We start from the raw sequence: 19,565 nt of genomic DNA, 5'->3' as shown, positions 1-19,565 counted from the left end.
AATCACGACAGCATCACGACAGAATCATGAGCAGGGCCGCACCGAGCCCCAGCACAGCAATGAGGAACCACGAGGCAAGAGCCGCCAGCAGCGCTCTGGAGCCGGTGTGGAGAAGCGTCCGGATCCGCACGGTCGATCCGAGTCCGAAAAGAGCCATACCGAGCAGGAGTTCCTGAAGCGCATTCCCCACGTCCAGCCATCCCGGGGAGAGCCATCCTGTGGACCTCAGGACCATCATGGCCAGGAATCCCAGTACGAAGAGGGGCACCAGGGGAGGGAACGCCCCGTCGCCGGATACAAAACCACCGGCGGCGGCACCCGGCAGCTTTCTGGAGGCCCTCCTGGAGGCAAACCGTTGCTGGAGTCCGGCCGCGGCAACCATTGGGGCCAGCAGGATGACCCTTGTCAGTTTGACGACGACGGCGATTGCCAAGGCGGACGTTCCTGCCGTCTGCGCTGTTGCCACCACCTGGCCAACGTCGTGGACTGATGCGCCCGTCCAGGCTCCGAAAACCTCGGGGGAGAGCCGCAACGGATGGGTCAAAAGCGGAAGCACTCCGATCGCCAAAGTACCGCACAGGGTCACGAGCGCCACGGGCAGGACGGTGTCCACGTGACGGATACGCCGGACGGCAGCCATGGCTCCGATGGCCGAGGCGCCGCAGATGGAGAAGCCGGTGGCGATCAAAAGCGAAGCCTCCCTCGAAAGCCTGAACATTCGCGATATGCCATACGTGCCGGCGAAGCTTGCCAGGACTACGGCGGCGATGAGCAGCAATGCGGTCCAACCAAGGCCGAGCACCTCTGGCACACTCACTTTGAGGCCGAGGACCACAATTCCCGCCCGCATCAGGTGCTTGCCGGAAAAGTCCAGGCCAGGCCTCGCACGGCCAGCCACCCAGGTTCCCGACCCGGGGAAGTTCGCGGCAAGAAGTCCCAGGACAACAGCCAGGGTCATGGCCGGGAGGGCGGGGATGACGGCGTGCAGGGCGAAGGCGGCAGCCACCGCCGGCAAGCCAGTCAACAGTCCTGGCAGCAGCCTCGTGAGCTGCCATCTCGTATGACCGGCAGGGAATGCGGAGAAACTGGGCGGTGGCACTCACCTACCATGCCGGAAGGGTGCAGTAAAACACGAACCGGGCTCAGGTCCTCAACACGCCACAATGGGACGCGGTAATGATTTCGCAACAAAAAGATGGTTGGCTATTGGACATGTCTGACCTATTCCAGGATTACTCCGCAGCCGCCGGGCGCAGCGGCGCCTACGACGAGATGTTCGCGCCCGGCCAGCTGGCGCGCGAATCATACGGTCAGGTGGCTGACGCGCTGAGCGAATTGTCCCTCGCCGATGTCAGCGCCCGTGCGGATTCGATGGCAAGGACCTTCCTGGACCGCGGCGTGACGTTCGACTACGCAGGTGAGGAGCGGCCGTTTCCCCTGGACATCGTCCCCCGGGTAATCCCGGCAGATGAGTGGAGCGTCCTCGAAAGGGGAGTGGCGCAGCGGGTCCGCGCCCTCGAAGCATTCCTCAACGACGTCTACGACAAAATGACGGTGGTTGCGGATGGCGTCATTCCACGACAGCTGATCACCACGAGCGCCCACTTCCACCGCCAAGTACACGGCTTCGAGCCCGCTGGTGGCGTACGCGTTCATATCTCAGGCATTGACGTGGTCCGCGACGCTGAGGGGACGTTCCGGGTGCTGGAGGACAACGTACGTGTCCCCTCAGGCGTCAGCTATGTCCTCGAAAACCGCCGGGCGATGGCGAAGGGGCTTCCCGAAGCCTTTGGCCAGCAGCTCATCAGGCCGGTGGAGGAGTACCCGCGCCGTCTCCTTTCTGCCCTGCGCAAGACCGCGCCGTCCGGCGTCGACGATCCCACAGTTGTTGTCCTCACACCGGGTGTCTTCAACAGCGCCTACTTTGAGCACACCCTGCTGGCCGGCCTGATGGGTGTCGAGCTCGTTGAGGGCCGTGACCTGATCTGCCGCGGCAACAGGGTCTACATGCGTACCACTGCCGGCGAACAGCGCGTGGACGTGATTTATAAGCGTATCGACGACGAATTCCTGGACCCGTTGCAGTTCCGCTCGGATTCCATGCTCGGCTGTCCCGGCCTGGTGAATGCTGCCAGGGCAGGCGGAGTGACCATCGCCAACGCGGTGGGCAATGGAGTGGCCGACGACAAGCTTGTCTACAGCTACGTTCCGGACCTCATCCGGTACTACCTCAACGAAGAACCGGTTATTGCAAACGTGGATACCTTCAGGCTCGAGGAGAAGGAAGCCAGGGAACACGTCCTGGACCGGCTGCACGAGCTGGTGGTCAAACCGGTAGACGGTTCGGGAGGAAAGGGCCTGGTCATCGGTCCGGACGCCTCCAAAGACGAACTTGAGGCACTTCGCAAACGTGTCATCGCCGACCCCCGCGGCTGGATTGCCCAACCAGTGCTTCAGCTGTCCACGGTTCCTACGCTCAGCGGTGATAGGTTTGGTCCCCGGCACGTTGATCTCCGCCCTTTTGCTGTCAACGATGGCGACGACGTCTGGGTGCTCCCCGGCGGTCTCACCCGTGTGGCGCTCAAGGAAGGGTCGCTGATCGTCAACTCCAGCCAGGGCGGCGGCTCCAAGGACACCTGGGTGCTCGCGGATTCCCCACAGGTCCCCGTGGAAACCCTGCCGCGTCCCACTATTACCGTTCGCGAACGCGTGTCAGTCTGGCCCGTGGAAAGCAACTGGCGCGATCGCCAGAGCGAGCAGCAGCAGCAATGAGCCGGACCGTTGACGTGAACGTACTTCCCCCAACACAGATTTCGGACCCGCAGGAGGTAACCGCGAATGCTTAGCCGAATTGCCGAGTCCCTTTTCTGGATCGGGCGCTACGTCGAACGGGCAGACGGTACAGCCCGCATCCTTGACGTCCACTTGGAGCGGCTTAACCACCTGCCTATGGAGGAGCAGCGCAGCGTCGCCCAGGCGCTACTGGCCGTCATGGGTGCCCGGCCTCAAAGCGAAGAGTTCGGGCTCAACGAGCTTCTGCATGCCTTGGCTTATGACAAGCACAGTGCCACCTCCATCGCCGGCTCCCTGGGAGCTGCACGGGAGAACGCCCGGCGCGCCCGGGAGACTGTCTCGTCAGGACTTTGGGAGAGCCTCAACACCACGTACTACGGGCTCAACCAGCACCGTAAAGACGTCGTGGGGACGTACCGTTTCTGCAACTGGGTGCTGGAGCGTACGGCCATGGTCAGCGGCCTCGCTGACACCACCGTGAGCCATGACGACAGCTGGCTGTTCCTCGTCCTTGGCAGATCCCTGGAACGCGCCGATATGACTGCCCGCATGCTTTCCACCCGGGATGTCCTGTCGGCCGGCATGTCCTGGGTCAACATGCTCCGCTGCGCCGGTGCCTATGAATCTTTTCTCCGCACCCGGCGGGCGGCCTTCGGCGACCAGCACGCCGCCGAATTCCTGCTGCTGGACAGGTTGTTCCCGCGGTCCATTGTGTACGCGCTGCGAGATGCCGATGAATGCCTTGCCAAGCTGGATCCGTCAGCCCAACGTGTCGGATTCATCAACGACGCCCGCCGGATCGTGGGCCAGGCGCGCACATTCCTGGAGTTCCACCGCACTGATGACCTGATGTCCGAGCTGCCCGAACACATGGAGCGCGTCCAGAAGGCGGTCTCCCAGGCATCGGACGCCATATCCCGTAAATACTTCAATCAGGCGGACGAACTTGCCTGGGTGGGAGAAGTTTCATGACCCGTCTCACGATCGTCCACAAGACCGGCTACAAGTACAACAAGCGGGTCACGCTGTCCTACAACGAAGCCCGGATGACGCCACTGACTGATCCGCAGCAGGTAGTCCTGGAATCGTCCATGAAGGTCTCTCCAAGCCAGGCCGCCGTCAGCAGCTATCGCGACTACTGGGGTACCCGGGTCACAGCGTTCGATGTGCAGATGCCGCACGAGCATCTGGAGGTCCTGTCCACCACCACGGTAGAAATCCATAGGGTGGAACGGGTTCCGTCCGAAGCTGACCTCGTTGGCTGGGAAGTGCTGTCCGAGTCCGAAACGCTGAACAGGTTCAGCGACTGGATCCCGCAGTCCCAGCTCACCGGACCGGGAACCGAAGTCCTGGGCATCATCCCCGGTGTCGTCGCCGGCCTCTCGCCGCATGAAGCGGCCCTTGCCATCTTTGAATGGATGCGCGGCGAGATGACGTACATGAAGGGCACCACTGGCGTGACCACAAACGCCGAGGAAGCCTGGACCCAGCGCCAGGGTGTGTGCCAGGACCTGGCGCACCTCGCGATTGGTGCACTGCGCAGTTGCGGTGTCCCCGCCCGGTACGTCTCCGGTTACCTTCACCCTCGTTCGACGGCGGAAATCGGCGAGGCTGTGGCCGGCCAGTCCCACGCGTGGCTGGAGTGGTGGGACGGAGAATGGCGCAGTTGGGATCCGACCAACCATAAGCCGGCGGGCGACTTCCACGTCACCGTTGCCCGGGGCCGGGACTACCGTGATGTACCGCCCCTGAAGGGGATCCTGTCAGGTGGCGGCGGGTCGGCACTCAATGTCAGCGTGGAGATCACCCGGTTCGCCTGACTCGATGACTGCTGCTTAGCTCTTCGACTTTGTCGTCCTGTTCGGAGGACTGCAGGAAACCCGGCACGGAGTATTCTGACACCAGAGGCGGGGCACAGTTCCGCCGCAAGGAATTGGGGTCGGAGATGCATGAGGACGACGACGCCGCCCAGCCATATGTTTCAGGGAGCCTTCGGATCGAAGACCTCCTGAAGGATTTTGTTTCCAGGGCGGGCGAGCTTCTCCAGTCTCAGGAACGGATGGCAGGGCTCCTCGAAGCAGTCGTAGCGGTAGCCGAAGACCTCAGCCTGGATGCCGTGCTTGAGCGGGTTGTTCAATCCGCCTGCCGGCTCCTCCATGCCCGTTACGGCGCCCTCGGTGTCATTGGCGAAAATCAGGCCCTCAGCACCTTTGTCAGTGTGGGGATCGACGGCGAACTGGAGCGCCAGCTAGGCCCGCCTCCCATAGGGCACGGCGTGTTGGGCCTCCTGATCCGGGATCCGCGCCCCCTTCGCCTCCACGACCTCCGGCAACATCCGGAGGCTTACGGTTTCCCTGAGCACCACCCGTCAATGCGGACCTTCCTGGGTGTTCCCGTACGGGTCCGTGGTGTCGTTTTTGGCAACCTGTACCTGACTGAGAAGCACGGTGGCGGTGATTTCACGGTCGAGGATGAGGAACTTGCGATGGCGCTGGCCGCCGCCGCGGGGGTGGCGATAGAAAACGCCCGGCTCTACGATGACGCCCGGCGTCGGGCCCTGTGGCTGGAGGCGTGCATGGAGGTCTCGGGCCTGATGTTGGGCAGCGACCACTACTACTCCTCTGGAGGCCTGGATCCTATTGCCGACCGTGCCCTCCACGAATCCGGGTCAGTACTGGCTCTCATCGCTGCGCCCTCGGAGGATGGGACCGAATATATTGTGGCGGGCGCCGCGGGTAAGCACTCCGCCCAGTACCAGGGCAAGCGGCTTGAACTCGACGTTAAGAAGCTCGAGGGCGTGCTTCATGGCGGGGATCCCGTTGTTTTCGACAAGACGGCCGAAGTGCTTGGCCCTGTCAGCCTGACAGCGAAAGGCCCGCTCCTCGCCGTCGCTCTCAGTACCCAGGGCGCGCATCACGGGCTGTTGTTGCTGATGCGCGACGGCGGCCAGGGTCCGTATTCCCGCACGGATGTGGAGATGGGAGCAGTGTTCGGATCCCACGTTGCGCTGGCCCTTGAGTTGGCGCGCGTCCACAGACTCCGGGAGCAGCTGATCGTATTCACCGACCGGGACAGGATTGCCAGGGACCTGCACGACCTCGTCATCCAGCGGCTTTTTGCCGCAGGCCTCAGCGTCCAGAGCCTCAATCGCTTTACGGGGGATGCCCGGGCGCTGGAACGCATCCGTGCCATCACCGGAGAGTTGGATGAGGTCATCAGAAGCCTTCGCGACACCATCTATTTCCTCAGGACAAGCGGAGGGGAATCAGAGCCCCTCAGCAGCAGAATCCGTCAACTCGCCATGAGCGCAGCCAAGTCATTGCCCTTCTCACCCGGCCTAACTATCCGGGGACCGGTGGATTCTCTGGCAGGGGAGATTGCGGACAATATTGTCGCTGTGGTGTCGGAGGGACTGAGCAATGCCATCCGGCATTCCGGTGCGGGATCCATCGAGGTCTCGGTGACTGTCGGAGACGGACGGGCTGTGGTTGCCATTGCTGACGATGGTATTGGTTTCACCGAGCTCAAGCGACGAAACGGCCTCACAAACATGGAGGACCGGGCGCAGCTGATGGGCGGCACCTGCACGATCTCCAGTGGAGAAGGAACGGGCACCAGGCTGGAGTGGTCAGTACCCGTACAGCCCGGCCCATGAAGTCCCGTTTGAAGGGTGGACTCTTACTTGCCGGGTGTGGTCCCGGGAGAGGCCATGGCGGTTTTATTCGCGGTTTTATTGGCGATGTATACGGCGGCCTGTGTGCGGCGTTCGAATCCGAGCTTAGCCAAAAGGGACGAAACGTAGTTCTTGACGGTTTTTTCCGCGAGGAACATTTCCGCTGCTATTTGCCGGTTGGTCAGGCCGCCGCCAACAAGTTCAAGAACGCGCTGTTCCTGCGGGGTCAGCGCGGAAACATTAGGGTCTGGCGGGGAAGACGAGACCAGTTTCTGAACCGTACTGGCAACCACGCCGTGCTCGAACAGTGACTCCCCGGCAGCGGCACGCCTGAGCGCTCCGATGAGATCCGTCCCGCCGATTTCTTTGAGGACGTACCCCCGGGCTCCTGCCAGGATCGCCCCGCGCAAGGCCTGCTCGTCGTCGTAACTTGTCAGGATGAGGCAATTGATCGTCGGATCGATTGAGCGGACGTCCCTGCAAACCTCAATGCCTGTGCCATCGGGAAGCCTGGCATCGAGAACACAGACGTCAGGCCGCAGGGCCGGAATGCGTCTGGTCGCCTCCACAGCCGAGCCCGAACTGCCCACCACCAGAAATCCTTCGTCCTCCAGCAGTTCCTGGAGGCCGCGTCGTACCAGTTCGTGATCATCGAGAATAAAAACCCGGATCAGGTCCGGTGCCTGGGCTGGTACATCTGATGGGCTGTCTTGACGAGGAAGCATGATCCTTCTGTCCGGCCACGTTGGCCATCTCCGAGTGAACAGGACTTCCGCTGCTTAGGGGCTCACGGAAGGCACTGCGATGGGGCTTCATTGTCGCCGCCCGATGAAAAAACAATAAGGTTCCCCGTCAGGCTCTGCAATTCTCGGTCACCCGGGGATTGGCGGACAAGGGCCGTTGGTCCTGCTATTCAAAAGTGGATCGACGGTATCGGTGACCCTGGTGTTCCACCCATTATCTACTGCACCCTACCGGTTTCTGCCGAGCGGGGTCCGGGGACCCACGCCTCTTGTCGGTTCACCAGGGACTTGGCCGGTAATCCTTGAGGAAGACGCCGTATTGGTCCTCCCCGTTCTCGCCCATCACGATCGGATCGTAGACACGGGCGGCGCCGTCCACCAGGTCCAAGGGTGCGTGGAACCCTTCCTCCATCAAGCGCACTTTAGTGAAGTGGGGGCGCTCATCCGTTATCCAGCCCGTATCCACTGCAGTCATCAGAATGCCGTCCGTTTCCAGCATTTCCTGAGCACTGGTGCGGGTCATCATGTTCAGAGCAGCCTTGGCCATGTTCGTGTGGGGGTGGCCGGGGCCCTTGTACGCACGGGAGAACTGCCCCTCCATCGCAGAGACGTTCACGATGTACTTACGGTGGGCAGTCGACCGCTTCATGGCCTCACGGAGCCTGCTGACGAGCAGGAAGGGCGCCGTCACGTTGCAGAGCTGAACCTCAAGCATTTCCAGCGGATCCACCTCGTCCACCACCTGGGTCCAGCTGTTGATGGTCGCGAGATCGGGGACCAGCCCGCCGGCGTCGATGGCTGTTCCTGATGCGATCCTCTCCAATGACGCGGAACCGGTGGAGAGTGCAAGGGACGTAATGGCATCGCCGGCAAGGACCGGATGCTCCAGAACACTGCTTGCCAACGCCAGCGGATGTTTGTCATGGGCGTGGCCGAAGGTGACAAGCTCCGGGCCGCCGTTGGCGGCCTCCAACGCAACAGGCAAGGCCTCGTCCTCAGCGTCCACCAGCGGCTTGTAGGCGTTTCCGGTCCGTCGGACGGTCTGTGCGGCGTTGTTGATGATGATGTCCAGGGGACCGGCTTCATTCAATGAATCCGTCAGTGCCATCACCTGGGACGGGTCACGCAGGTCAATGCCCACTATCCTGAGCCGGTGCAGCCAGTCCCCGCTGTCCTCCATGGCAGCGAACCTGCGGGCAGCATCCTTGGGGAACCGGGTGGTGATGGTCGTGTGGGCACCGTCCCTGAGGAGCCGAAGCGCAATGTACATGCCAATCTTCGCCCGGCCACCGGTCAGGAGTGCCCTGCGGCCGGTGAGGTCGGTCCTGGCGTCCCGTTTGCCGTGGTTGAAAGCGGCGCACTCGGGACACAGCTGATGGTAAAAAGAGTCCACCTGAGTGTAGTGCTGCTTGCAGATGTAGCAGGGACGGGACCTGATCAGGTGCCCTGCCACTTTGCCCGTGGCAGAAGGTTCCAGTTTGTTGCCCCGGGTCTCGTCATCAATCCGGTCCGGGGCTGCAGTTGCAGTTTGCGCAATCACGGCCCGGTCTGCTTCGGAGATCAAATCCCGTTTGGTGACCCGGCGGTGCCTTTTGACAGCTTTGAACATTTTTCCGGTGGCGCGGCGCACCGAGACATAGTCCGGGTGCTCTTCGTCATAGGCGTGAATCGTGTTCAGAACCTTGAGGCAGGCCTGGATTTCCTCAGGCGTCAGATCGGGGGAGTTCATTGTTCCGATTTTACAGCCTGAGGAGCACCGGCCTGCCCTGCTTCAGGTATGGGCGTCTTTCACGAACGCGTAGTGACGGATTCCTTGGCGGACGCCGGGGCAACTGCTCCTGCGGCCTGGACCTCAGCGGCCTTTTCGACGGATTCCCGGACCTCCGGATAGTTCTCGGTCGCGGCCTGCACAGCATTGGGCACAAGGTGCAGGTTTGCTGCGGCCAGTGCCTTCTCATCGTCACCCGGTTCGGGGACCTGCTGGCCCTTGGAGAGCACGGTAATGCCGGATTCCGTGACCTTAAAGCCGCGGGCCCGGTCCAGTTCGGGGTCCAGTCCGATGGTGGCGCCGGCAGGTACCTTCACGTTCTTGTCGAGGATGGCGCGCTTCACCACGGCGCCTTCGCCGATCTGCACCTTATCCATCAGAACCGAATCCAGGACGCGGCTGGCGGTGCTCACGTAGACGTCGTTGGAGAGCACGGACCCCTCGACAATGCCGCCGGAGATCACCACGCCGCTCGCGACGATTGAATCCAAGGCAGTACCGACCGCGTTGTTGCCACCGCGGACGAACTTTGCCGGCGGCGAGATGGTCTGGCGGGTATAGATGGGCCATTCCGAGTTGTAGAGGTTGAAGACAGGCAGGGGCGAGATGAGATCCATGTGGGCGTCGTAGAACGAATCGATAGTTCCGACGTCCCGCCAATATGTACGGTCACGCTCAGTGGAGCCCGGGATGTCGTTGAGGGTGAAGTCGTAGACTCCGGCTTCTCCACGGTCAACGAAGTAGGGGATGATGTCCCCGCCCATGTCGTGCTTGGTGTCCAAACGCTCCGCGTCGACCTGAAGTGCATCCACCAGGGCATCCCGGTCGAACACGTAGTTGCCCATGGAGGCAAGGAACTGTGTGGGATCAGCAGCCAGGCCAGGAGTGCTGGAAGGCTTTTCCACGAAAGCCGCAATCTTGCGGGGATCGTCCTGGTCAACTTCGATGACGCCGAACTGGTCCGCCATGTTCAGTGGCTGGCGGACGGCAGCGACGGTGGCTTTGGCCCCGCTCGCAACGTGCGACTCCACCATCTGGGCGAAGTCCATCCGGTACACGTGGTCCGCTCCAACCACGACGACGATGTCGGGGTTGGCGTCGTGGATCAGGTTGAGGGACTGGTAGATGGCGTTTGCGCTGCCAAGGAACCAGCTCTTGCCTACGCGCTGCTGCGCCGGAACCGAAGCAATGTAGTTCCCGAGTTGGGTAGACATCCTCCACGTCTCGGAGATATGTCGGTCAAGGCTGTGGGATTTATATTGAGTGAGAACCACGATCTGCAGGTATCTGGAATTCACCAGATTCGACAATGCAAAGTCGATGAGCCGGTAGCTGCCTGCAAAAGGAACCCCGGGTTTGGCCCTGTCCGCCGTAAGCGGCATGAGGCGGTTTCCCTCGCCGCCTGCAAGGACAATGGCCAAAACTTTCTTATTCAACGGCATGTGGTCGCTCCCTGTACGCCTTCGTCACTCCCCAACAGCCCGGTAAGCCCGGACTCCTTCACACTAGAACAGTTAAGCGGGAACGACTACCTTGGGTAGCGTGCGTATAGACATTGTGACCAAAGAATTCCCGCCTGAGATCTATGGCGGCGCCGGAGTCCATGTGGCTGAACTGAGCCGTGTGCTGGCCCAGCACGTGGATCTTCAGGTGCGGGCCTTCGGAGCTCCGCGGGACGCCGACTACCACGGTGCCGGAGTGACTTCCTACTCCGTCCCGGACGATCTTGGGGGTGCTAATGCTGCCGTCCAGACCCTGGGCGTCGATCTGCGTATAGTGCCGGACATTGCAGGTGCGGACCTGGTCCATTCGCACACGTGGTATGCAAACATGGCAGGCCATCTGGCATCCCTGTTGCACGGTATCCCGCACGTTCTTAGCGCCCACAGCCTCGAGCCGCTGCGCCCTTGGAAAGCCGAGCAGCTGGGCGGAGGCTACGCATTGTCTTCGTGGGTGGAAAAGACTGCCTACGAGGCAGCCGCCGCCATCATCGCCGTCTCTGAAGGTATGCGCCAGGACATCCTGCGCAGCTATCCCGACGTTGATCCTGAGAAGGTCAAGGTGGTGCACAACGGCATCGATGTCAGCCTGTGGAGCCGGGACGAGGGCACCGATGCCATTCGGGCTCTCGGCATTGATCCTGAGCTGCCGAGTGTGGTGTTCGTGGGACGCAACACGCGCCAAAAGGGCGTGCCATATCTGCTTCGTGCCGCGGCCAAGCTCCCTGCCGACGTCCAGCTGGTCCTCTGCCTTGGGGCGGCCGACACGCCCGAGCTTGCAGCGGAAACTGCCCGGCTGATCGAGGAACTGCAAAAGCAGCGCACTGGAGTGGTGCTGGTGGAGCGGATGCTTCCCCGCCATGAGCTCATCCAGGTCCTCAGCCATGCAACAGCCTTCGCCTGCCCCTCCATCTACGAGCCTTTGGGAATCGTAAACCTCGAGGCGATGGCCTGCGGTGCCGCGGTTGTGGCAAGCGCGACGGGCGGGATTCCCGAGGTTGTCCAGCACGGGGAAACAGGGCTGCTTGTTGAGCTGGAGCAGGTCACTGACGGCACTGGAACCCCGCTGGATCCGGAGAAGTTCGTAACAGAATTTGCAGCCGCCCTTACAGAGGTGGTGTCGGATCCGCAGCGCGCCCGCGCCATGGGCAAGGCCGGCAGGCTCAGGGCTGAGCAGCACTTCTCCTGGGAATCCATCACGGAAACCACCCTTCAGGTTTACCGCTCTGTACTGTCCTGACGTCAGGCGTCTTATTCGCCCGGCTCGCGTAACATGCGCGACCGGTCGGGGTAAAAGCTAAACGACGACGACGGCGCCGTTCCCCTCAACAGGGGAGCGGCGCCGTCGTTGTCTGCCGGGTAAATTGCCGGAATTGTGTTGGAGTCAGCTCTGCGTTGGCTTTCCACCCGACTGGCGCGAGAGGATGGCTTTCTCGTCAACAGGCGCCTGGCCGCTGGCCCGCTGCCTCCGGAAATAATCGCGGGCTTCGTCTTGGCGGGTCTTCTCAGCGCCCGTCGCAATGGCTGCACGCAGATGGTCGGGGCCGTAGCCGAAGGCGTTAACCAGGTCCAGCGCGTGGGGCCGGATCTTGATAAGCAGCCGGTTGATGTAGTCGCCCACAGTGCGTCCGCGCTGCATGGACAGCCGGCCGTTCATCAGGTACCAGGAGAGGTTCTTCTCTATCAGCGAGAGGCCGAAGAGATCACGAAGCCAGGTAAGCACAGTTTTGGTGCCCGGATCAGCTACCTGGCTCAGTGCTTCCGTAAACGCCTCCCACTGGAGCAGCTCGGCATGGGCCTGTGCCGCGTCGATCAGATCGTCCTGGTGGAGGTTGAAAACTGCCGCGGCCTGGTGCTGGGGCAATTTGTTGGCACCCTTGAGCGCTGAACCCACCTCGGCAACCATCGATTGGACGCGCTCGGTCAGCAATGCGCGCTGGCCCTCTTCGTGCCGAAGCGCTATTGCTGCCTTCTGGGGTGATCCGGTGTCGGCCACGAACTGTGCCACCTGGCGAAGGCCGGTGCGGTGGATCGCGACGTCGGCAGCCTGGCCCACGACATACCGGGCCAACACGCCGAAGTCCACGTTGCGGAATTCGTTCGCGTAGTCGGCGAGAAGCCGCTTGGCAACAAGCTGCAACAGGACAGTGTTGTCGCCCTCGAACGTTACGTAGACGTCGAGATCTGCCCGCAGTGACGCAAAGCGGTTTTCAATCAGGAAGCCGGCCCCACCACAGGCTTCGCGGCATTCCTGCAGGGTGTCCAGCGCGTGCCATGTACTCAAGGGCTTGAGGGCAGCGGCGAGGGTTTCCAGATCCTGGCGGTCCGCGTCGGAATCATGGGCGCCGGAGAAAACGTCGTCGAATTTCTGCAGCAGCTGTTCGTGTGCAAAGCTCGCGGCGTACGTGGTTGCCAGACGGGTGAACAGACGGCGCTGGTGCCGTTGGTAATCCAGCAGAACCTCCTCCTCCGTGGGCGAGGAGGCATTGAACTGGCGTCGTTCTGTGGCGTATTGGATAGCCGTCTTCAGGGCAACCTTGCTGGCCGCCACTGCGGCACCATCAAGGGACACACGTCCCTGGACCAGGGTTCCAAGCATGGTGAAGAACCGGCGGCCGGGGCTGGCAATGGGAGAGGTGTAGGTCCCGTCGACGTCGACGTTTCCATAGCGGTTCAGGAGGTTTGTACGAGGGATCCGGACGGCGGAGAAGTGTAGACGGCCGTTGTCGATGCCGTTGAGCCCGCCCTTGACGCCGTCGTCCTCACCACCGATGCCGGGAAGGAACTCTTTGGTGTCAGGATCACGCAGGTCGACATAGAACGCATGAACCCCGTGGTTTACGCTCAAAGTCACGAGCTGGGCGAACACCACGGCACCCAGGCCATCAATGGCCGCATTGCCGATGTAGTCCTTCCAAGCCGCCCTGAACGGTGTGTTGATCACGAATTCCTGGGTAGAAGGCTCGTAGGTGGCAGTTGTGGCGATGCTGGCGACGTCCGAGCCATGGCCGGTTTCTGTCATCGCAAAGCAGCCAGGAATGTCCAGGTTCATAATGCCGGGCAGCCATTTGCGGTGGTGCTCCTCAGTGCCCAGGTGCATCACCGCGGAACCGAAGAGGCCCCACTGCACACCGGCCTTGATCTGCAGCGACGGATCCGCCGTCACCAGCTCCTCGAACCCTGCGATGTTTCCGCCGTGGTCATCTGATCCACCAAGCGACGCTGGGAAGGCACGATGGACGGCACCGTTGTCCACGAGGTAACGGAGCTGGCCGAAAGTACGTTTGCGATGCTCTGTGTGCGTAAGGCCTTCAGTTTTGTGTAGCTCGGGACGGGCAGAGAGGTCCCGGGCCTGCCTCCGGATGTCCGCCCACTTGCCCAGGAGCTGTTCGCCCAGCGCGGCAACGTCAACGGCCGGGTGGCCCGTGATCGCCCGGGGTGCACTGACAACTGCGGAATTGGCGCCGGCGCGGTCCACTACTTCTGTCATGTTTGTTCCTTCTGTTTTTCTGGCAACGTCCTGAAGAGTTTTTGACAGGTTCTTCTACGTTTTTGATGGTGGCTTGGACAAAGCGAGGGTGGTGGTTTCCAGTTCCGGAGCTATTCCGACGCATAACCAGGAGGTGATTTGCCGTGCCATGGTCTCTTGGTCGGGCTTGTCGGGTGAAGCAGGGCTCGCCAGCCACTGTTCACCCGCATTCCTGACCAAGCCAATGGCCGCATTCGGCCAGTAGCCGATGACGGCCTCCTTGCCGGTGCCTCCACCCAGATGCGCGCGCATCGGGCGGGCGATCATGTCGCTAATGGCTTCAAAGAAGTGGCCCAGAGCGCCCGCTGTGGCAATGGCAGCCCCGGTATGGTCCGACTCGGCCGCGGAGTATTTCGTGACAAACGTGTAGACACGGGGGCTTGTTTCAGCCATCTGCAGGTACGCCGAAACCATTGCGAACAAACCCTCCCGGGGTGTCTGCGCGCTCTGGGCGGCCTCCTGAATGCGGCGCTGCATCTGGTTCAGGACCACCTCTCCAACGGCTTGCTGGAGTCCTGCCTTGTCGCCGAAATACCGGTAAAAAACTGACTTCGAGGTGCCGGCTGCAGCAGCGATTTCCTCCATAGAAGCGTCACTGCCCAGCGCGTGAACCGCCTTGCGGGCGGATTTTATGAGTTCACGGCGCCGCTCCTCACGATGGGTCTGCCAGCGGGAAGCTCTGCCGTCCACGGCGGCGTCGGCAGTCTTCTGGCCCTCTACTGAAAGGATGTTCACGATACCCAGCGTATCAGGTACGCTGGGTATCGGTAATCAGCTTCGTTTGAAGGAGAGAGCACATGTCCGAGACCGGACGCGAGGAACCAATCGTTCAGCCAGCCCAAGGGATCCAGAGGCAGCTACGGAAAGCCGTGGTGGTTGGCGGCAACCGTATTCCGTTTGCCCGTACCGGAGGCGCGTACACGAAGTCTTCAAACCAGGACATGCTGACGGCTGCCCTGGATGGACTGATAGCCCGTTTCGGCCTGCAGGACGAGCGGATCGGTGAAGTGGCGGCGGGTGCAGTCCTGAAGCATTCGCGCGACTTCAACCTCACCCGTGAGGCAGTTCTGGGATCCCCTTTGGCAGCAGAGACGCCCGCTTACGATGTGCAGCAGGCTTGCGCAACAGGGCTGGAGACTGTCCTTGGACTCGCCAACAAGATCAAGCTCGGGCAGATTGACTCCGCCATCGCCGGCGGCGTGGATTCTGCCTCAGACGCCCCGATCGCAGTTAGCGAAGGCCTCCGTGAGGTCCTCCTGGACTTCAACCGTGCCAAGACCCTTCCGCAGAGGCTCAAGGTATTAAGCAAGCTCAGGCCCAGAGACCTTGCGCCGGATGCGCCGAACACCGGCGAACCGCGGACAGGACTCTCAATGGGTGAGCACCAGGCGCTTACCACTGCTCAATGGAAGATCACGCGGGAAGCCCAGGACGAGCTCGCCTACAACAGCCACCGCAACCTTGCTGCTGCCTACGATGCTGGTTTCTTCGACGACCTCATTACCCCATATCGTGGTCTGACCAGGGACTCGAACCTGAGGCCTGACACATCCCTTGAGAAGCTCGCTACGCTCAAGCCTGTGTTCGGCAAGAGCCTTGGCTCTGAGGCGACCATGACTGCCGGTAACTCCACACCCCTGACGGATGGGGCTTCCACCGTGCTGTTGGCCTCCGAAGAATGGGCCGATGCCCACGATCTTCCTAAACTGGCCGCGGTCGTTGACGGGGAAGCGGCTGCTGTCGACTTTGTCCATGGCAAGGACGGACTGTTGATGGCTCCCGTATTTGCCGTCCCGCGCCTCCTTGCCCGGAACGGGCTTACGCTCGATGACTTCGACTTCTTCGAGATCCATGAGGCATTTGCAGGAACGGTGCTGAGCACTCTGGCTGCCTGGGAAAACGAAGAATTTGGTCGCAACCGGCTTGGCCTGGAAAGTGCCTTCGGTGTTGTGGACAGGTCCAAACTCAATGTGAACGGCTCATCGCTCGCCGCAGGCCACCCCTTCGCCGCCACGGGAGGACGCATTGTGGCCTCCCTCGCCAAGATGCTGTATGCCAAGGGCCAGGTGGATGGACGGCCCGCCCGCGGACTCGTCTCGATCTGTGCTGCAGGCGGCCAAGGCGTTGTGGCCATACTGGAATCACGCTAGGGGGAAGCAATGACCGATACCTACACTCAGTTCGTCAGCAGCGGGCCAGGCCGGAAGATTGCCCGGAAGATCGGGCTGCCGCAGCCGGTGATCCTCCGACGGCACAAACCCGGGCAGCCGCTGATCCCTGGCCCCGTCCTCATCGAAGGTTCAACCACGGGGGCAGATGAACTTGCATCAACGCTCCTGTCCTGGGGCATCGACGTCCGCCGGCACCCCGTTCCAAAAGAACGCCTCGGCGCGGTCATCCTGGTCCTGGACGAGCTGACCCACCCTGATGACCTGGAAAAGCCTGTCCTCACCGCCGCAACCTCCCTCAGGGACCTCACTCCCAACGGGAGGGTGATCACGGTCTCCCGGCATCCTGGAAGCGCCCCCGACGCCGCCACAGCGGCGGCCCGTCAAGGAGTGGACGGATTGCTGCGCTCCCTGGCCATGGAGCTACGCTCCGGCACCACTGGGAACGGCGTCCTCCTGGCGGACGGCGTGTCCACCACCAGCCCGAGCGTGCTGGCTGCCGTGCGGTTCCTCCTTTCCGGAAAATCCGCCTTCATCGACGGTCAGACCCTCACGGTTCGTTCGTCGTCGGGCAAACTTCCCGACGACGTCGAGAAACCGTTGGCAGGGAAGGTCGCCGTCGTTACCGGGGCGGCACGCGGCATCGGCGCTGCCATCGCCCGCACCCTTCACCGCGACGGCGCCACCGTCATAGCCGTGGACGTTCCGGCGGCCGGCGACCACCTTGCCGAGGTCGCGAATGAGGTCCACGGAACCGCCTTGCAGCTGGACATCACACGGGAGGACGCGGGGCAGAAGATCATCGATCACGCGGTGTCTCGCTACGGCCACCTGGACATTGTGGTCCATAACGCCGGCATTACCCGTGACAAGCTGCTGGCGAACATGGACCACAGCAAGTGGTCGTCTGTTTTGGCCGTCAACATTGCAGCACAGCTGCGTATCAACGACGCATTGCTGGCATCGGAGCACTTCCGCAACTCCCCGAGAATCGTGTCGGTGGCATCCACTAGCGGAATCGCCGGAAACCGCGGCCAGACCAACTACGCCGCTTCCAAAGCCGGCGTCATGGGGATGGTGAGGGCAACCGCTCCTTTGCTCGAGCCATACGGGGGCACTATCAATGCTGTCGCCCCCGGCTTCATCGAAACAGAGATGACCCGGCGTGTTCCGTTAGTACGGCGGGAAGTTGGGCGAAGGATCAACTCCCTGAGGCAGGGCGGCCAACCCGTTGACGTCGCCGAGGCCATTGCGTTTCTGGCGAGTGATGCGGCTGGGGGAATCTCCGGCGAAGTGCTTCGGGTATGCGGGCAGAACATGGTAGGGGCATGAGCGATTCGGGCCCCGTTGTCATGGGGGATATGCCGTCCCTGTCAAAACTCTACGTCAACGCCGCCGCCACGGCTGCGCGGCGCCGCCTGCTCGGGACGGACCTGGGTACAGCCTTGCCGGAAAGCAGCCATGAGGTGCGAGGGGTGAAGGTCGACGTCGAGAAACTCACCGCCTACCAGCATCTTATTGGCGAGCCCGCCACCGACGTGCTGCCAGCGGGATTCATTCATGCGCTTGCCTTCCCGGTGGCTATGAGCGTTATGAACCGGGATGACTTTCCATTGCCGCTGCTGGGCATGATCCATCTGCGGAACATTGTGGAGCAAAGAAGGGCCATCAGTTTTACGGAACCTCTGGATATCACGGCCTCAGCGATGAACCTTCGGGGCCACCGGAGCGGCACGCAGCTGGACATGGTCGCGGAGGTCCGCACGGGAAAACGCGACCACGTCCTCTGGCGGGGAGTCTCCACCTATCTGGCAAAAGGCGTCTTCCTGCCAGGTATAGACAAGCCATCGGCCCACCCGGCCCCTGCTGATTTCAGGCCTCCGAACCCGACTGCACTCTGGCAGCTTGGCGTGGATACAGGCAGGGCGTACGCCGCTGTCTCAGGTGACTTCAACCCCATTCACCTCAGCGCCTTGAGCGCCAAGGCCCTGGGTATGCGCAGATCCATTGCCCATGGGATGTACCTCGCTGCCAGGGCGCTGGCTGATGTGGGGGCGGTCAAAGGCGAGGCCTTTAACTGGGACGTCTCCTTTGAAACGCCGGTTTTCCTTCCCGCGCGGGTGGCCCTGGATATCAGCACCGTCCAGGCCCACGGGGGCACATGGGAGCGGTCTGATTACGTGGCATGGAGTCCGAAGGCCGGACGGAAGCATTTCAGCGGCTCAGTCACCCTCCGATGACCCCGGTTGTGCTTCGATCTGTTTTACTCCTGATTTGAGCACACGCAGGATCCTGTGCAGGCTCAGCAGAATGGATTCAGCCGCGCTGGGCGCGTCCGGACCCGTCTCATCCGAGGCCAGATGTTGCGCCAGGGTAAGCACTGCCGTCTCGGCCTCGTCCCGCAGTTCTTCGAGCCGCTCAGAATCCCCTTCCTCCACTGCCAGAAGTAACGCCCCGACCGCCGAAAGCGCCTTACCCAAGGGTTCGCTATGGGGGAGCGGAATGACAAAGAGAGTGTCCTGGTCCCAGATAACGTCGGCCAGGACCTCAGTCATGTCCTGGACATGGAAGGTTATCCGTTCCAAATCACGGAGGTTTCTGTAGTCCAGGTTCACGTCCCTCGGGTGGAATTTCCGCCGCGGGTTGGCCCGGCGGCTCGCGTCGGCCTTTTCCACAGCAGCCCTCAGCGAGCGGGCCGATCGGGAAAGCTCATCCGAACGGCGGGACCAGTCCTCATGCTCGGGAGGCCATTTTTCTTCCACAGCCTCCCCCATATCCGAGATTTGTTGAGCCAAGGCCCTCCGAAAGTCTGCCAGGCTCACAGCCATGGCGTTGAAATGAAGGGGCGGGAAGACCAGCAGGTTGACGGCAATGCCTACGGCAACACCGGCACCCATCTGCAGGAGGTAACCGAATGAAAAATCATCAGGGTTGTGCCCGCCCACCAACAGCACCAGCAAGGCGGCAGTCGGGATCCAGTCCCGGCCGGCGCCCAAGCGGGGAAGGCCCGCAAGCATGATGCCAAGGCCCATGACCACCGCAACTGTAAGAGGGGATGGCTGGCCGAGGCTCACCAGCATGAACGCCAGGCCAATGCCAAGCCCAAGCCCGATGAGTGTTTGGAGACCCTGCCGCATGGAACCCGCGACGTTCTCGTACATCACCACGAGGGCGCCGAGGGGGGCGTAATAGGGGTATTCAGCAGCGGAGCCGGGCATCCACGGGGCAATCAGGAAGGACAGGCCCGCCGCCAACGCCGCCTTTGCTGCAAGCTGGAGGCGGGACACGGCGAATACCCCTGACACGCCATCAGTCACCAGTCCCCACCCAGGAATCCGCGCGAACCCCCGGCCTCGTACTCTTGGTATTTGTGTGCTCATCTGGCCCCACCC

At 62.1% G+C, this 19,565-nt stretch carries 15 protein-coding genes; 8 read left to right on the top strand and 7 right to left on the bottom strand.

Features of this window, described 5'->3' with window-relative positions; genetic code table 11:
• Positions 1–13: 13 nt before the first annotated feature.
• Positions 14–1,024 (bottom strand): YeiH family protein, encoded by a 1,011-nt coding sequence (locus tag M1D88_RS08020; protein WP_458114001.1) that lies wholly within the window; start codon positions 1,022–1,024, stop codon positions 14–16.
• A 188-nt stretch (positions 1,025–1,212) separates the two neighbouring features.
• Here M1D88_RS08020 and M1D88_RS08015 point away from each other — a divergent pair, with 188 nt between their 5' ends.
• The 4 genes from M1D88_RS08015 to M1D88_RS08000 all read left to right on the top strand — a co-directional run bounded on the left by M1D88_RS08015 (position 1,213) and on the right by M1D88_RS08000 (position 6,448).
• Entirely contained in the window at positions 1,213–2,772 is a 1,560-nt protein-coding gene (locus M1D88_RS08015) for a circularly permuted type 2 ATP-grasp protein (RefSeq protein ID WP_458114000.1), read from the top strand.
• A 66-nt stretch (positions 2,773–2,838) separates the two neighbouring features.
• Complete coding sequence (locus M1D88_RS08010) at positions 2,839–3,765, top strand: alpha-E domain-containing protein (protein ID WP_309106810.1); 927 nt, start codon at positions 2,839–2,841, stop codon at positions 3,763–3,765.
• Positions 3,762–4,613, top strand: a complete 852-nt coding sequence (locus M1D88_RS08005; protein WP_458113999.1) for a transglutaminase family protein — start codon at positions 3,762–3,764, stop codon at positions 4,611–4,613. Before M1D88_RS08010 ends, M1D88_RS08005 begins: the two co-directional genes overlap by 4 nt.
• A gap of 125 nt (positions 4,614–4,738) precedes the next feature.
• Complete coding sequence (locus M1D88_RS08000; RefSeq protein WP_458113998.1) at positions 4,739–6,448, top strand: GAF domain-containing sensor histidine kinase; 1,710 nt, start codon at positions 4,739–4,741, stop codon at positions 6,446–6,448.
• A gap of 23 nt (positions 6,449–6,471) precedes the next feature.
• Here the strand turns inward: M1D88_RS08000 and M1D88_RS07995 are convergent, their stop codons facing one another.
• From M1D88_RS07995 to glgC, 3 genes are all read right to left on the bottom strand, one after another.
• Positions 6,472–7,191, bottom strand: coding sequence for a response regulator (locus M1D88_RS07995; protein ID WP_458113997.1), 720 nt, complete (start codon positions 7,189–7,191; stop codon positions 6,472–6,474).
• A gap of 295 nt (positions 7,192–7,486) precedes the next feature.
• A complete protein-coding gene (locus tag M1D88_RS07990) occupies positions 7,487–8,938 on the bottom strand; it encodes an SDR family NAD(P)-dependent oxidoreductase (protein ID WP_458113996.1) in 1,452 nt (483 codons plus the stop codon).
• Between the two features lie 59 nt (positions 8,939–8,997).
• On the bottom strand, positions 8,998–10,419 hold the full coding sequence (gene glgC / locus M1D88_RS07985) for a glucose-1-phosphate adenylyltransferase (protein WP_458113995.1): 1,422 nt from the start codon (positions 10,417–10,419) through the stop codon (positions 8,998–9,000).
• 100 nt (positions 10,420–10,519) lie between these two features.
• Between glgC and glgA the strand changes: the two genes are divergently transcribed.
• Positions 10,520–11,716, top strand: a complete 1,197-nt coding sequence (glgA, locus tag M1D88_RS07980; protein WP_458113994.1) for a glycogen synthase — start codon at positions 10,520–10,522, stop codon at positions 11,714–11,716.
• 144 nt (positions 11,717–11,860) lie between these two features.
• Here the strand turns inward: glgA and M1D88_RS07975 are convergent, their stop codons facing one another.
• Both M1D88_RS07975 and M1D88_RS07970 read right to left on the bottom strand, forming a co-directional pair.
• Positions 11,861–13,966, bottom strand: a complete 2,106-nt coding sequence (locus M1D88_RS07975) for an acyl-CoA dehydrogenase family protein (protein WP_458113993.1) — start codon at positions 13,964–13,966, stop codon at positions 11,861–11,863.
• 54 nt (positions 13,967–14,020) lie between these two features.
• Complete coding sequence (locus M1D88_RS07970) at positions 14,021–14,740, bottom strand: TetR/AcrR family transcriptional regulator (RefSeq protein WP_458113992.1); 720 nt, start codon at positions 14,738–14,740, stop codon at positions 14,021–14,023.
• A gap of 62 nt (positions 14,741–14,802) precedes the next feature.
• On the opposite strand from M1D88_RS07970, the gene M1D88_RS07965 reads away from it, so the two are divergent.
• Genes M1D88_RS07965 through M1D88_RS07955 form a run of 3 tightly spaced genes read left to right on the top strand, consistent with a single transcriptional unit; the run spans position 14,803 to position 18,413 of the window.
• A complete protein-coding gene (locus tag M1D88_RS07965; protein WP_458113991.1) occupies positions 14,803–16,155 on the top strand; it encodes an acetyl-CoA C-acetyltransferase in 1,353 nt (450 codons plus the stop codon).
• Between the two features lie 9 nt (positions 16,156–16,164).
• A complete protein-coding gene (locus tag M1D88_RS07960) occupies positions 16,165–17,505 on the top strand; it encodes a 3-oxoacyl-ACP reductase (protein WP_458113990.1) in 1,341 nt (446 codons plus the stop codon).
• Positions 17,502–18,413 carry a MaoC/PaaZ C-terminal domain-containing protein gene (locus tag M1D88_RS07955; protein ID WP_458113989.1) on the top strand — a complete coding sequence of 304 codons (912 nt, stop codon included), beginning with the start codon at positions 17,502–17,504 and terminating at the stop codon, positions 18,411–18,413. Before M1D88_RS07960 ends, M1D88_RS07955 begins: the two co-directional genes overlap by 4 nt.
• Here M1D88_RS07955 and M1D88_RS07950 read toward each other — a convergent pair.
• Positions 18,396–19,490 (bottom strand): FUSC family protein, encoded by a 1,095-nt coding sequence (locus M1D88_RS07950; RefSeq protein ID WP_458113988.1) that lies wholly within the window; start codon positions 19,488–19,490, stop codon positions 18,396–18,398. The two genes, M1D88_RS07955 and M1D88_RS07950, sit on opposite strands and share 18 nt — an antisense overlap.
• Positions 19,491–19,565 lie beyond the last annotated feature (75 nt).

The sequence above is a fragment of the Arthrobacter sp. R1-13 genome, assembly GCF_054161475.1.
The sequence above is the reverse complement of the archived record's forward strand: the minus strand, read 5'-3'. Positions and strand labels throughout refer to the sequence as shown.